We start from the raw sequence: 13,483 nt of genomic DNA, 5'->3' as shown, positions 1-13,483 counted from the left end.
CGCCGCGCTCGACGGCGATCGGGGCCCATTCTGCGGAGACCTCGTCCGGCACGTCGAACATCGCGATGTCCACGCCGTCGAACGCCTCGGGCGACAGCGCGATGACCGTGACGTCCTGGCCGCGCACGCTGATCTTCTTGCCTGCCGAGCGCGGGGACGCGATCAGCCTGATCTCGCCCCACGGCACGATGGACCGGGTGTTGATGATGTCGATCATCACGGTGCCGACGGCACCGGTCGCGCCAACCAGCGCGAGTACGGGGGCGGTCATCGTCCAGTCCCTGCGTAAACGACGGCCTCTTCGTCGGTGCCCAGGTCGAACGCGTCGTGCAGGGCACGAACGGCGTCGTCGAGCTGGGTGTCGCGGCAGATGACCGAGATGCGGATCTCCGAGGTGGAGATGATGTCGATGTTGACGCCGGCCGTGGCCAGCGCCTCGCAGAACAACGCCGTGACGCCGGGGTGCGAGCGCATGCCCGCGCCGATCAGCGACACCTTGCCGACGTGCTCGTCGTAGAGGACCTGGTCGAAGCCGATCTCGCCGCGGGACTTCTCCAGCGCCGCCACCGCGCGCGGGCCGTCGACCTTGGCCAGCGTGAACGTGATGTCCGTGCGGCCGGACGCGGCCTGCGAGACGTTCTGCACGACCATGTCGATGTCGAGCTCGGCCTGCGCCACGACCCGGAAGATCCTGGCGGCGATGCCGGGGTGGTCGGGGACGGCGGTCACGGTGATCTTGGCTTCAGACCGGTCGTGCGCGACGCCGGTGATCATCGCCTGTTCCACGGGAAGGTCCTCCACTGAACCGGACACGATGGTCCCGGTCTTGTTGCTGAACGAAGAGCGGACGTGCACGGGGACGTTGTAGCGCCGGGCGTACTCCACGCAGCGGAGCATCAGCACCTTGGCGCCGCACGCGGCCATCTCGAGCATTTCCTCGTACGTGATCGTGTCGAGCTTCTTCGCGTTCGGCACGATGCGCGGGTCGGCGGTGTAGACGCCGTCCACGTCGGTGTAGATCTCGCACACGTCGGCCTTCGTCGCCGCCGCGAGCGCCACCGCGGTCGTGTCGCTGCCGCCGCGGCCGAGCGTGGTGATCTCCTTGGAGTCCTGGGAGACGCCCTGGAAGCCCGCGACGATCGCGATGGCCCCCTCGGACGTCGCGTCCTGGATCCGGCTCGGCGTCACGTCGATGATGCGGGCCTTGCCGTGGACCGAGGTCGTGATCACGCCCGCCTGGGAGCCCGTGTACGAGCGTGCCTCGGCACCGAGGGAGTTGATCGCCATCGCGAGCAGCGACATCGAGATCCGCTCACCGGAGGTGAGGAGCATGTCGAGCTCGCGGGCAGGCGGCACCGGCGAGACCTGGCGGGCGAGGTCGAGCAGCTCATCGGTCGTGTCGCCCATGGCGGAGACCACGACGACGACGTCGTTGCCCGCTTTCTTGGTCGCGACGATGCGCTCGGCCACGCGTTTGATCCGCTCGGCACTCCCAACCGATGAACCGCCGTACTTCTGGACGACGAGCGCCACCGACCTGACCTCCTTCGCGCGACTAAAACCCCACGTCGTCGGCAGCCTACCCGGACCACCTGGTGAGACTCTGGAGCCGTGATGCGCGTGACTACTCTGTCCGCGTGTCGTCGAGCGTCGATGTCGTGGAGGCCCCAGCAGCCGTGCATGAGAGCAGTGCGCGCTCGCGGATGGCCGGGGCGCTGAGACACCCGGTCGCGCTCTGGACGGCGCCCGCGCTGATCTACCTGGTCGTGCGGCAGGTCGGCCTGTTCGTCCTGCAGCTGGTCGTCGAGTTCCAGAACAAGACCACCGGCAAGACCGACACGTCCGTCGACAACCTGAAGTCGTGGGACGGCGAGTGGTTCCTGGGCATCGCCCAGGGCGGCTACGACGACGTGCCGCAACGCCTGACCGACGCGGCCGGCAGGCGCACCGCCGAGACCCCGCTGGCGTTCTTCCCCGGCTACCCCGCGCTGATCAGGTGGGTCGACGGTCTGCCGGGCGTGGACGTGGTGGGCGCGGCGTTCGCGGTCAGCCTGATCAGCGGCCTGCTCTGCGCCTACGGGCTGTTCGTGCTCGGCCGCGTGGTGCGCGACGGCTCGATCCCCGCCGGCCTGGTCCTGGTCACGCTCTTCGCCGCCTCCCCCATGGCGGTCGTGCTGTCGATGACCTACTCCGAGGCCACGTTCTGCGCGTTCGCCGCGTGGGCGCTGGTCGGCGTGGTGAAGAAGCGCTGGATCCTCGCGGGCGTGTGCTGCGCGGCGGCGGGCCTGGTCCGTCCCACGGCGGCGGCGCTGATCGCGGCGGTCGGCCTCGCCGCGCTGGTGGCGGTCGTCGCCGACCGCAAGGACTGGCGGGCGTGGGCGGGCGGCTTGATCGCGCCTCTGGGCCTGCTCGGCTACCTCGCCTGGGTCTCGTCCCGCACCGGCGACCTCGCGGGCTGGTTCGGCGTGCAGCAGCGGGGCTGGGGCTCGAAGTTCGACGGCGGCGCGGCGACGTGGGAGTTCGCCCTCGGCCACCTCGGCAACCCGCGCTCGGTCCTCGAGACCGGCACCGTCTGGCTGCTGGCCCTCGCCATCGTCCTGGTCTTCTACGCCTTCCAGCGCCGCCTGGAGTGGCCGCTGATCGTCTACGGCATCGGCGTGCTGGTCATGGACCTCGGCTCGAACGGCCTGATGAACTCGAAGGCCCGCCTGCTGCTCCCGGCCTTCACGTTGCTCGTCCCGCTGGCCCTGGTCCTGGCCCGCCGCCGCCCGTCCACGGTGCTGACGGTGCTCGGAGCCGCGACCTTGTTCAGCGCGTGGTTCGGCGCCTACTCGCTCGCCGTTTGGCAGTATGCGATCTGATGAACGAGCTGATCTCGAAGCGCTGGAGCCCTCGCGCCTTCTCCGCTGACGCGACGGTCTCCGACGACGAGCTGCGCACCCTGCTGGAAGCGGCCCGCTGGGCCCCGTCCCACGGCAACAGCCAGCCGGCCCGCTTCGTGGTGGGCAAGCGCGGCACCCCGACGTTCGACACGATCTTCGGCACCCTGGCGGGCGGCAACAAGACCTGGGCGTTCCGCGCCTCGGTGCTGCTCATCGGCTGCGTGATCACCCGGGACAAGCGCGGCGACATCCCGAACGTCGAGTTCGGCCTGGGCCTCGCGATGGAGAACCTCGTGCTGCAGGCCGTCGACCTGGGCCTGATCGCGCACATGATGGGCGGCTTCGACCCCGAAGCCGCCCGCAGGGCGTTCGACATGCCCGACGACGTCCGCCCGCTGGTGGCGATGGCCGTGGGCCACCAGGGCCGCCTGGAAGACCTCCCGGAAGACCTCCAGGCCCGCGAACAGCGCGAACGCCGGCGCCACCCGCTGTCCGAGATCGCCTTCACCGGCTCCTGGGGCCAGTCACCGTTCGGTTGAGAAGTACTTCGTGGCGACGTCGTTGTGCAGCGGAAACGCCAACGGCTCGCACTCGAAGATGACCCTCCGCTCGGAAGCCTCGTCGTTGGGCACGAACGGAGGCATGTCCTCGGCGTTGATGGCGGGCGCGGTCGCGAACAACAGCACCGTGCCGCCATCGGACGTGGACACGAAGTGCAACGGTCGCAACTCGTCGGGGTCGATGCGCACGTTGGCTTCTTCTTCGAGCTCGCGCGCGGCACTCTGCTGCCACGACTCCCCGCGATCCATGAACCCGCTGACGAACGCCAGCTGCCCCACCGGCGGAATAGCTCGACGCACGGTGAGAAGCCCGGTCCGGGGCCCGTCCTTGACCGGCACCAGCAAGACCACGACGGGCACTGGGTTGGACCACACCATGTGCGCGCAACTCTCGCACTTGCGGGGGTATCCACCCGTGTCGGCGTACTGAGTGCCACAGCTGCTGCAGAAGTCGTCGCGCGCCATGGCACCGAACCTAGTTCAGACGCCTAACGAGCTTAAGGACGATCGCTCGAACGGCCAGCCAGAACAACGCGGCAAGGCCGAAGTTCACGATCGTCCGCAGCTTCGGGTCGTCGGGACTGAACAGGTCTCTGAAGGCAAGCGCAAGAGGCTCCGCAAGGGCTTTGACAGTGCTGGTGATGGGGTTGCCGGGGTTGGCCCCGCCGACGACGAGCACGACGTGAACGACGAGCACGACCGCCAGCGCGAGGCCGACCCAACTGACAATCCCAGCGGCGATCCCGACCACCCGCGTTCGCATGGGTCAGGAATCTACTACTCAGTAGCGAGACACCGCACGCGCGAGCAGACCGGTCACGACCAGCCAGAACACGGCGGCGAGACCGTAGTTGAGGAAGACGTCGAGCTTGAAGTTCCCCGTCTGGAAGAGACCGGGGAAGAACAGGGCGAGGGGATCGGCGAGGGACTTGACGAACCCGAAGAAGGAGTTCGCCGTGTTCGCGCCGAGCACGACCATCAAGATGAACAGGATCTCGATGAAGGCGAAGAGGGCGCCGATGCCGCTGATCACGCGGGAAGCCGTGCCGCGGCCGCTGGTCGTACGTAATCTGGACATGTATGAACTTTTCCCATGTTCGGACCCGGGGAAACTTGCGAGTTGACAATCATCGCCAAGTTCGTCGCAAAGGCAAAGCCGAAGGCGAGCAGCCGGCAGCACTGAGCGAAGCTCCAGCGACGGGGCACTCACCGCACCGCAACCACCTGCGCAACAGCAAGGCGACCACCCTCCAGATCGCGCCGAACACCCCTATCTCCACCCCCTGGACGTCCCACGATCCGGTCCCCGAGTTCCATCCACCCGAGATCTGTGGCTACGCTGTCGTCCGTGTGGCGTTCCCTCCTGCTTCGCTGCCGTGACGGGGTCTGATCAGACCGGCCCCCCGTCGCGGGACTCAGCGTTGCCGCCGGTCGTGAAACCCGACGACCCGCAGGAGCACGACGAATGACCTCCCAAGACGCCTACACCTCAGGCACCAGCAGGATCCGCAAGCCGTCCCGCCCGACTCCGGACGCCCAGCCGCAGTGGAACACCCAGCTCGGCAGCAGCATGCCCTTCCACCGCTACCGCCCGTTCCACGAGGTAGTCGAAACCATCGACCTGCCGGACCGGACCTGGCCCACCAAGAAGACCACCACTGCACCGATGTGGTGCGCGGTGGACCTCAGGGACGGCAACCAGGCCCTGATCGACCCGATGTCCCCGGCCCGCAAGCGCAAGATGTTCGACCTGCTGGTCCGCATGGGCTTCAAGGAGATCGAGGTAGGTTTCCCGGCCGCCAGCCAGACGGACTTCGACTTCGTCAGGGAGATCATCGAGGACGGCGCGATCCCGGACGACGTCACGATCCAGGTCCTGACCCAGTGCCGTGAGGAACTGATCGCCCGCACGTTCGAATCCCTCAGGGGAGCGAACAAGGCGATCGTCCACTTCTACAACTCGACGTCGATCCTGCAGCGGCGCGTGGTCTTCCGCTCCGACCGCGACGGCATCAAGAAGATCGCCACGGACGCGGCGAAGTTCGCCAAGGAGCAGGAGAAGGACTACCCGGAGACCGACTTCCGGTACGAGTACTCCCCCGAGTCCTACACCGGCACCGAGCTGAGCTACGCCCTCGAGGTCTGCGACGCGGTCACGGAGATCATCCAGCCGACGCCCGAGAAGCCGCTGATCATCAACCTGCCGGCGACCGTCGAGATGGCCACGCCGAACGTCTACGCGGACTCGATCGAGTGGATGAGCCGCAACCTCGCCCAGCGCGACTCGATCATCCTGAGCCTGCACCCGCACAACGACCGCGGCACGGGCGTCGCTGCGGCCGAGCTGGGGTACCTGGCCGGCGCCGACCGCATCGAGGGCTGCCTGTTCGGCAACGGCGAGCGGACGGGCAACGTCTGCCTGGTCACGCTGGCGATGAACATGTTCAGCCAGGGCATCGACCCGCAGATCGACTTCAGCGACATCGACGAGATCCGCCGCACGGTCGAGTACTGCAACCAGCTGCCCGTGCCCGAGCGGCACCCGTACGGCGGCGACCTGGTCTTCACGGCGTTCTCGGGCTCGCACCAGGACGCCATTAAGAAGGGCCTCGAGGCGCTGGAGGCCGAAGCCAAGGACGCCGGGCAGCACGTCGACGACTTCCCGTGGGAGGTCCCGTACCTGCCGATCGACCCGAAGGACGTCGGCCGCAACTACGAGGCCGTCATCCGGGTCAACTCGCAGTCCGGCAAGGGCGGCGTGGCGTACCTGATGAAGCAGGAGCACCACCTCGACCTGCCGCGGCGCCTGCAGATCGAGTTCTCGCGCGTGATCCAGGAGGTCACCGACACGCAGGGCGGCGAGATCGGCCCGAAGGAGATGTGGGACGCCTTCGCGGACGAGTACCTGCACGGCAGGGTGCCGCTGTACCTGCTGAAGCACCGGGCGACCTCGGACGGCACCGGGCGCGAGGAGATCACCGCGACGCTGCTGATCGACGGCGAGCAGCAGGAGATCACGGGCTCGGGCAACGGCCCGATCGCCGCGTTCGTCGACGCGCTCGCGTCCATCGGCTACGACGTGCGGGTGCTGGACTACGCCGAGCACGCGCTGTCCGCCGGTGACGACGCCCGCGCCGCCGCCTACGTGGAGTGCGCGGTGGGCAACCGGGTGCTGTGGGGCGTCGGCATCGACAGCTCCACGGTCGCCGCGTCGTTCCGCGCGATCGTCTCCGCGATCAACAGGGCCAACCGCTAGAAAACGGCTGACGGGGAGGACGCGTGCGGCACCAGTTGCCGCGGCGCGCCCTCCCCGTTCGCTTGCACGGCCCAGATCCCCTCACCCGGCAGGCCATAAGCGATGGTGTCGTTGTCCAGCCACACGACCTGGTCGTCGATCCCCCGCGTCTCGGCCAGGGGCGTCTCCACCATCGTGGTCAGGTCCAGCACGTGCTCGCGCCACGGCCGTGCGCCGTCGCCCGGCACGCGCTTCTTGAACGCCACGCGCGTGCCGTCGGGTGACAGCGACGGGCACTCGGCGTTCTCCCGCAACAACTTCGCGGACTCCGCAGAAGCATCCCCCTGGACCAGGTACGTCTTCCCGGCGGCGCCGAGCGTCGCGTAGTACGTCCGGTCGTCCTGGGCGAACGTGACGCCCCAGAAGTTCATGTCGCCGGCCGTCTTCATGCCCCCGACCCGCGTGCCCTCGATGTTGCTGGAGTACACCCCGGTCTGCTGGTCGAGGATCGCCGTGCGGGTGGAGAACGTGCCGGCCTGCGCGTACGAGTCGCCGGTCACGAACGTCGTCCACGACGCCATCCGCCCGTCCGCCGAGAGCTTCGCGCGGTTCGGCACGCCCGCCACCTCGACGCGCCGCCGTTCGGACAACCCCTGGTCGACGAAGACGGCGACCGAACCGGGCAACGGACCGGTGCCCTCCGCGAGGCACAGCCCCTGACGGGCGGCCGTGTAGAAGCGCTTGCAGGACAACGAGCTCAGCCGCCGCGGCCCACCCGGTGAAGCCAGGGGAACCGAGGCGACCTTGCCGCTCGCGTCGTCCACGAACACCAGCCGCCCGGCGGACAGCTCGACAGGACCCTGTTCGACGGCAACGGCAACGGAGTCCGGTGACCGCAGGGCGTAGGCGGTGGCACCCACGCCCAGAACGACCACGGCGGCGATGACGATCAGAACCCTCACCAAGCGAACCACGTCCACAAAGCGCCGAACAGCACGGATGAGCAGGCACGGGCGAGCGCCTGCCCGGTCTGGAGCAGGGCCAGACCGGACGTCCTCAGCTCGTCGGGCATCAACGGCCCGGCGACGGCCATGAGCACGCCGTCCGTGCACGCGTAGAACAGCCCGTGCAGAACCAGAACACCGACGAGCAAAGAGATCCCGGACGCCCCGGCCAGCACCAGGTACGCGCCGAACAACGCCACGTGCCCGGCCAGGAAGATCCGCCACCGCCCGACCCGGTCGGCCAGCGACCCCAGCGGCACGGCGGCGAGCAGGTACACGCCGGCCGTGCCGAGGGGCAGCAACGCGATGTAGGCGACTTCGACGTCGAGCTTCTTCTGCAACAACAGGTAGACGAACCCGTCGCCCAGCGTCAGGAACCCGAGCCCGCACGCGACCAGGCAGACCCGCCGGAACGGCGTGGACCGCAACAACCCGAACGCCGACCGCAACGACACCGCGACGCGGGGCAGCACGTCCCGGTGGTCACGCACGAACAGCACGAGAACCAGGAAACCCAGGACGGCGAAGCAGAAGCTCACCACGAACACGACGTCGTAGCGGGCAGGCAACGTCCACAAGAGACAGAACGCGGCCAGCGGGCCGAGGAACGCGCCCACGGTGTCCATGGCGCGGTGGACGCCGAAGGCGCGTCCCAGCGCCGAGGGCTCGCTGCTCAACGTGATCAGCGCGTCCCTCGGCGCGGTGCGCAGGCCCTTGCCGGTCCGGTCCCCCGCCAGCACGAGCCCCATCGCGGTGGCCGAGGTCCCGGCGGCGAGCAGGCCGAGCTTGCCCAGCGCCGAGATCCCGTACCCGAGGCCGGCCACGAGCTTGCGCCGTTGCCAGCGGTCCGCCGCATGGCCACCGACGACGCGGACCAGTGCCGTCACGCCGGTGTGGACGCCGTCGAGCACACCGAACTGCAGCGGGGAGAACCCCAGCCCCAGCACGAGGTAGAGCGGCAAGATGGCGGTGACCATCTCGGACGAGACGTCCGTGAGCAGCGACACCGCGCCCAGAGCGAGCACGTTCCCCGCGATCCTGCCGGTGCCACCCGCTGCCGGAGCCTGTCTTGCGGTTGCGATGTACACGACGGCCTCCGGGCTAACGACAGTTGTAGGGGCCGGCCTTGTCGCGCACCTTGCCCGCCGTGTCGATGACCTCCCACGAGTAGGAACGGCCCGACAGGGTGAGCTTCAGGACGCCGTGGCTGTCCGCGAACCACTTCTCCACACCGGAGCGAGGCTTCACCTCGTCGTAGAGGTAGTCACCGCCGATGCCGACGATCGCCATGCGCATGCCGTTGACCTCGTCCACCGCACCGCTCTTGCCCAACGGCTTGAGCCGCTCGTAATGGTGGTCGTGACCGTTGAACACGAGGTCGGCCTTGGCGTCGACGAAGGCGTTCCACAGCGGCGACATGACGGACTTGTCGCCGTACTGGCCCGAGTTGAACCGCGGGTGGTGCCAGTAGCCGACGACGCAGGCCTTGGTGTTCGCGGCCAGGTCGGCCTTGAGCCAGCTCAGCTGCGCCGAGTCGCTGCCCGTCTCGTACAGGGTGTTCGAGTCGAACGAGACGAAGTGGAACTCGCCGGCCTCCCAGCTGTAGTACGGCTTGCCCGCCGGGTAGGCCTGGGCGCCGAAGTACGACCTGTAGCCGTTGAGGTCGTCCTCCCACTCGTGGTTGCCGGTCGCGGGGTGGGTGATGTTCTTGTACCTGCCCCACGACTTGTCGTAGTGGGCCTTGAACTCCGCGAGCGTGCCGCTGTCGTACTGGTTGTCGCCGACCGTGAGGATGTGGTTCGGCTTGATCTGGTCGATGAGCTTCGCGGTCTCGTAGTGCTCGGTGTTCGTGAGCGACGCGATGTCACCCGCGACGACGACGGTGGTCGTGTCGCCGGGCGCGGCGGGCAGGGTGGTGGCCTGCACCGCGTTGCTCGCGGGCCCGAGGTTCCCGGCCGCGTCACGGGCGCGGACGGTGTAGGTGAACGCCGTGCCGGACGCGAGCCCGGAGTCGGTGAACGTGGTGCCCGTGGGCGTGCCGACGACGCTGCCGCCCCGCAGGACCTCGTAGCCGGTCACGCCGACGTTGTCGGTCGCGGCCGTCCACCGCAGACTCACCGAGCTCGACGTGGTGCCGGTGCTCGCGAGCCCGGACGGCGCGGTCGGCGCCGTGGCGTCGCCGTTCGCGATGCTGCCCCAGACCTCCAGCTCGAAGAGCGAGTAGCCGTAGGCCGTGCCGCGCTTGGTGCCGTAGATCCGCACGTAACGGCCGGTGGCGGTCAGCGCGGTCTCGTCGACGCCGCCGTTCTGGCCGGTCAGGGTCTTCTTGGTGCTCCACGACGACCCGTCGGCCGACGTCTGGATCTTGTACTCGGAGGCGTACGCGGCCTCCCAGTTGATCTTGACCTTGGAGAGGGTGGCGTTGCCACCGAGGTCGACGGCGATCCACTGCGGGTCGGCGCCTTCGAGGCTCGCCCAGCGGGTGGCCGGGTCGCCGTCCACCGCGTTGGCACCACCGAAGGTCTCGGCCTCGGCGGACGAGACGGTGGTGGGCTTGTCGGCGGAGAGCAGGGAGTCGGCCGCGTTGGCCGTGCCGGAGGCCGCGAACTGCGGCACCACCAGCACGAACAGGGCTGTCGCGACACCTGTCCTCGTCCGTTTCCTGATCACTTCGTCCTCCTGGGCACGGGGCGGCGGCTCGAAGGATTAGTAAAGAAGGTTTCCGATCTAAGTCGGACGGTAGCGCCAGGTGAGCGCCCGGGTCAACGGTCGTACCGGGAATTCCCGGTACGCGATCACCGGGCAGGATCCTGTGGGTGCGCTGAAGAAACACCCGTGCCGGGATTGTTCATCTCGGTCACGTACGTTCACCGATCATGAGCGCCACAGCCGCCAGCCTCGCCGTGCTCTTCCTGGTCGCCGTCGTGCCGCTGGCACCGACGGAGGCGGTGCTCATCGGCGCCGGCGTGCTGGCCGCGGCCGGTGAGGTTCCCCTCTACCTCGTGGTGCTCGTCGCCGCCGCCGGGTGCCTGGCCAGCGACCTGATCAACTTCAGCGCGGGCCGGCGGATGGGCATGAAGGCCCTCGACAAGGTCAACAAGAACGCCAAGGCGCGGGCCATGGTCGTGTGGACGGCCGACCAGCTCGCGTCGAAGGGCGAGACGATCCTCATCGCGGCGCGGTTCCTGCCCGCCGGCGGCATCGTCGGAGCGTTGCTGGCGGGTGCGCTGAGGTGGCCGTTCAGGAGGTTCGTGCCGGTGGCCGCGGCCGGGTCGGCGTTGTGGAGCCTCTACCCCGCCACCGTCGGGTACATCGGCGGTCAGATCGTCGACGAGGCGTGGCTGGCGATGCTGTTGTCGTTCGCCGTGGCCACGCTCATCTCCATCCCGGTCGGCATGGCGATCCGTGCGCGCAACGCCAACCGCACTCTCTCGTACGCCGAGGCGTCGTCGTAGAGCACGGCGAACCGGTCGGCAGCGGCCAGCAAAGCGTCCACTTCGAACGCCAGGTCGGCGTCACCGCACAGGCGTTCCAGCAGTGAGAACCAGCGCAGGGTGAAGAGCATCAGCGCGTCGCGCACGCGGCCGGGGCGGGCGGCGAACTCCGAGCGGGTCACGACGAAGAAGCAGCCGCCGGGGAACACGCGGCGCTTCGAGTAGTCGAGCCAGCGCTCGCTCAGGTCCACGACGGAACCACCGGCGACCACGACCTCGCGCGCGAAGATCTCCGCCGCCGTGTGCACGGTCGAGAGCTGCAGCTCCTCCTTCGAGCCGAAGTGCGAGAACACCCCGCTCTTGCTCATGCCGAGCTCGACCGCGAGCCGCCCGATCGTGACGCCCTCCAGGCCGTCGACCGAGGCGATCTCCGCGGCTCTCAGCAGGATCGAGCCCCGACTGTCCATTCGCCCATGGCAGCAGCAGGTGCTGGAGAAACGACCGTGGCCACCTCGAAAACGAGGTGGCCACGGCCTTGCGCAACGGATCCCTACGGGTTCAGCGCCTCGGTGACCGAGGCCGGTCCCACGAGCGGGACGTCGGGCGACAGGCCGTCGCTCTCCTCGACCAGGATCGGCTTCACCTCGTGCGGCCCGATCTCACCGGACTGGATCTGCTCGGCCCAGTGGCACGCCACCTTGTGACCCGGCTTGAGCTCCCGCAGGGCGGGGCGCTCGGTGTCGCACTTCGTCTCCTGCCGCCACGGGCACCGGGTGTGGAACCGGCAGCCGGTGGGCGGGTTCGCGGGCGACGGGAGGTCACCCGCGAGCAGGATCCGTTCGCGACGGTCCTCGATCTCGGGGTCGGGCACCGGGATCGCCGACAGCAGCGCCCGCGTGTACGGGTGCAGCGGCTCGGCGTAGAGGTCCTCGGAGCTCGCCTCCTCGACCAGGCCACCGAGGTACATCACGCCGACCCGGTCGGAGATGTGCTTCACGACCGCGAGGTCGTGGGCGATCACCAGGTAGGTCAGGCCGAACTTCTCCTGGAGCTCCTCCAGCAGGTTCACGACCTGGGCCTGCACCGACACGTCCAGCGCGGAGACCGGCTCGTCGGCGACGATCAGGTCCGGGTTGAGCGCCAGCGCCCGCGCGATGCCGATGCGCTGCCGCTGCCCGCCCGAGAACTCGTGCGGGTACTTGCGCAGCGCCGACGTCGGCAGGCCCACGGCGGAGAGCAGCTCGCGCAAGCGCTTGCCGGTCTCCTCCTTGCCCTTGTCCAGGTCGTGCGCCCGCAGGCCCTCGACCAGGATCGACTCGACGGACTGGCGCGGGTCGAGCGACGACAGCGGGTCCTGGAACACCATCTGGATCCGGCGCCGCATCTTGCGCAGCTCCTCGCCCTTCAGCGCCGAGAAGTCCTGCCCGTCGAAGATCATCTTGCCGTCGGTCGGCTCGTTGAGCCGCAGCATCGCCCGCCCGAGGGTGGACTTGCCGCAGCCGGACTCGCCGACCAGTCCGTACGTCTCGCCGCGCTTGATCTCGAGGTCGACGCCGTCGACCGCGTAGACGTAGCCGACGGTGCGGTCCATGAACACGCCCCGCTTGATCGGGAAGTGCACCTTCATGTCCTGGACGGAAACCAGGGTCTCGCTCATACCGGCACCTCCTCGGCGGCGGGAGTTCCCGGCACCACCGGGTTGTGGCAGCGGAGCAGGCGGCCCAGCTGGTCCTCTTCCGGCGGCGTGACCTGCACGCAGACGTCGAGGGCGTTCGGGCACCTCGGCGCGAACGCGCACCCCTGCGACCACGGGATGTTGTCGGCGACCGAGCCCTTGATCGGCGTCAGCTTCGAGTGCCGGGGGGCGTCGAGGCGCGGGATCGAGGCCAGCAGGCCGTGCGTGTACGGGTGGCGCGGCTCGGCGAAGAGCTTGTGCCGCATGGCCTTCTCGACCACCTTGCCGCCGTACAGGACGTTGACCTCGTCGCACAGGCCCGCGACGACACCCAGGTCGTGGGTGATCATCACGAGCGCGGTGCCGAGGTCCTGCACCAGTTCCTTCATCAGCGTGAGGATCTGGGCCTGGATCGTCACGTCCAGCGCCGTCGTCGGCTCGTCCGCGATCAGCAGCTTCGGACGGCACGCCAGCGCGATCGCGATGAGCGCGCGCTGCCGCATGCCGCCGGAGAGCTGGTGCGGGTACTCCTTGAGCCGGCGGTCCGGGTCGGGGATGCCGACCTTGTCGAGCAGGTTCTTCGCCTCGATCATGGCTTCCTTGCGGGCCAGGCCGCGGTGCCGTTCGAGCACCTCGGTGACCTGCAGGCCGATCGGGACGACGGGGTTGAGCGAGGACAGCGGGTCCTGGAAG

The 13,483-nt window shown here is 68.8% G+C and carries 13 protein-coding genes and 2 pseudogenes; 4 read left to right on the top strand and 11 right to left on the bottom strand.

Annotated elements, in window-relative coordinates; translation table 11 throughout:
• Positions 1–271 (bottom strand): annotated as a pseudogene (locus VM306_RS31685) (aspartate-semialdehyde dehydrogenase); the annotation flags it as partial.
• A complete protein-coding gene (locus VM306_RS31680; protein WP_325521432.1) occupies positions 268–1,533 on the bottom strand; it encodes an aspartate kinase in 1,266 nt (421 codons plus the stop codon). The gene VM306_RS31680 and the pseudogene VM306_RS31685, both read right to left, overlap by 4 nt.
• Positions 1,534–1,637: 104 nt before the next feature.
• On the opposite strand from VM306_RS31680, the gene VM306_RS31675 reads away from it, so the two are divergent.
• Together VM306_RS31675 and VM306_RS31670 are read left to right on the top strand one after the other, a co-directional pair.
• Entirely contained in the window at positions 1,638–2,861 is a 1,224-nt protein-coding gene (locus VM306_RS31675) for a hypothetical protein (RefSeq protein ID WP_325521431.1), read from the top strand.
• Positions 2,861–3,421: a nitroreductase family protein gene (locus VM306_RS31670; protein WP_325521430.1), complete on the top strand. Its 561-nt coding sequence runs from the start codon at positions 2,861–2,863 to the stop codon at positions 3,419–3,421. Before VM306_RS31675 ends, VM306_RS31670 begins: the two co-directional genes overlap by 1 nt.
• Here the strand turns inward: VM306_RS31670 and VM306_RS31665 are convergent.
• The 3 genes from VM306_RS31665 to VM306_RS31655 form a co-directional block, all read right to left on the bottom strand.
• On the bottom strand, positions 3,407–3,802 hold the full coding sequence (locus VM306_RS31665; protein ID WP_325521429.1) for an NUDIX domain-containing protein: 396 nt from the start codon (positions 3,800–3,802) through the stop codon (positions 3,407–3,409). The genes VM306_RS31670 and VM306_RS31665 overlap by 15 nt on opposite strands.
• Positions 3,803–3,917: 115 nt before the next feature.
• Positions 3,918–4,205, bottom strand: a complete 288-nt coding sequence (locus VM306_RS31660; protein WP_325521428.1) for a hypothetical protein — start codon at positions 4,203–4,205, stop codon at positions 3,918–3,920.
• 18 nt (positions 4,206–4,223) lie between these two features.
• On the bottom strand, positions 4,224–4,520 hold the full coding sequence (locus tag VM306_RS31655) for a hypothetical protein (protein ID WP_325521427.1): 297 nt from the start codon (positions 4,518–4,520) through the stop codon (positions 4,224–4,226).
• A gap of 387 nt (positions 4,521–4,907) precedes the next feature.
• Here VM306_RS31655 and leuA point away from each other — a divergent pair, with 387 nt between their 5' ends.
• Complete coding sequence (gene leuA, locus VM306_RS31650) at positions 4,908–6,698, top strand: 2-isopropylmalate synthase (RefSeq protein ID WP_325521426.1); 1,791 nt, start codon at positions 4,908–4,910, stop codon at positions 6,696–6,698.
• On the opposite strand, the gene VM306_RS31645 is transcribed toward leuA, so the two are convergent.
• From VM306_RS31645 to VM306_RS31635, 3 genes are read right to left on the bottom strand one after another with little or no spacing between them, the layout of a single operon-like run.
• The gene (locus VM306_RS31645) at positions 6,695–7,639 is read right to left on the bottom strand and encodes a hypothetical protein (RefSeq protein ID WP_325521425.1); all 945 of its coding nucleotides are present in this window, start codon (positions 7,637–7,639) and stop codon (positions 6,695–6,697) included. The two genes, leuA and VM306_RS31645, sit on opposite strands and share 4 nt — an antisense overlap.
• Entirely contained in the window at positions 7,636–8,769 is a 1,134-nt protein-coding gene (locus VM306_RS31640) for an MFS transporter (protein ID WP_414672471.1), read from the bottom strand. The genes VM306_RS31645 and VM306_RS31640 overlap by 4 nt, the downstream gene beginning before the upstream one ends.
• Positions 8,770–8,782: 13 nt before the next feature.
• Positions 8,783–10,351, bottom strand: coding sequence for a discoidin domain-containing protein (locus tag VM306_RS31635; RefSeq protein WP_325521424.1), 1,569 nt, complete (start codon positions 10,349–10,351; stop codon positions 8,783–8,785).
• A gap of 206 nt (positions 10,352–10,557) precedes the next feature.
• Between VM306_RS31635 and VM306_RS31630 the strand changes: the two are divergent.
• Positions 10,558–10,980, top strand: a pseudogene (locus VM306_RS31630) (DedA family protein); the annotation flags it as partial.
• Positions 10,981–11,000: 20 nt separating this feature from the next.
• Here VM306_RS31630 and VM306_RS31625 read toward each other — a convergent pair.
• The 3 genes from VM306_RS31625 to VM306_RS31615 all read right to left on the bottom strand — a co-directional run.
• Entirely contained in the window at positions 11,001–11,582 is a 582-nt protein-coding gene (locus VM306_RS31625; protein ID WP_325521423.1) for a helix-turn-helix domain-containing protein, read from the bottom strand.
• An 83-nt stretch (positions 11,583–11,665) separates the two neighbouring features.
• A complete protein-coding gene (locus tag VM306_RS31620; protein WP_325521422.1) occupies positions 11,666–12,772 on the bottom strand; it encodes an oligopeptide/dipeptide ABC transporter ATP-binding protein in 1,107 nt (368 codons plus the stop codon).
• Positions 12,769–13,483 (bottom strand): ABC transporter ATP-binding protein (locus VM306_RS31615; protein ID WP_325521421.1); only part of this gene is annotated, 715 nt, incomplete at its 5' end. The genes VM306_RS31620 and VM306_RS31615, both read right to left, overlap by 4 nt.

The sequence above is a fragment of the Lentzea sp. genome, from assembly GCF_035525475.1.
Classification (GTDB): domain Bacteria; phylum Actinomycetota; class Actinomycetes; order Mycobacteriales; family Pseudonocardiaceae; genus Lentzea.
Note: the sequence above shows the minus strand (reverse complement) of the source record. Positions and strands in the feature narration are given on the sequence as shown.

What these genes read in the sequence shown, in the direction of transcription:
- VM306_RS31620 (WP_325521422.1), bottom strand. Translation starts at nt 12,772, where the DNA reads ATGAGCGAGACCCTGGTTTCCGTCCAGGACATGAAGGTGCACTTCCCG.
- leuA (WP_325521426.1), top strand. Translation starts at nt 4,908, where the DNA reads ATGACCTCCCAAGACGCCTACACCTCAGGCACCAGCAGGATCCGCAAG.
- VM306_RS31625 (WP_325521423.1), bottom strand. Translation starts at nt 11,582, where the DNA reads ATGGACAGTCGGGGCTCGATCCTGCTGAGAGCCGCGGAGATCGCCTCG.
- VM306_RS31655 (WP_325521427.1), bottom strand. Translation starts at nt 4,520, where the DNA reads ATGTCCAGATTACGTACGACCAGCGGCCGCGGCACGGCTTCCCGCGTG.
- VM306_RS31670 (WP_325521430.1), top strand. Translation starts at nt 2,861, where the DNA reads ATGAACGAGCTGATCTCGAAGCGCTGGAGCCCTCGCGCCTTCTCCGCT.
- VM306_RS31660 (WP_325521428.1), bottom strand. Translation starts at nt 4,205, where the DNA reads ATGCGAACGCGGGTGGTCGGGATCGCCGCTGGGATTGTCAGTTGGGTC.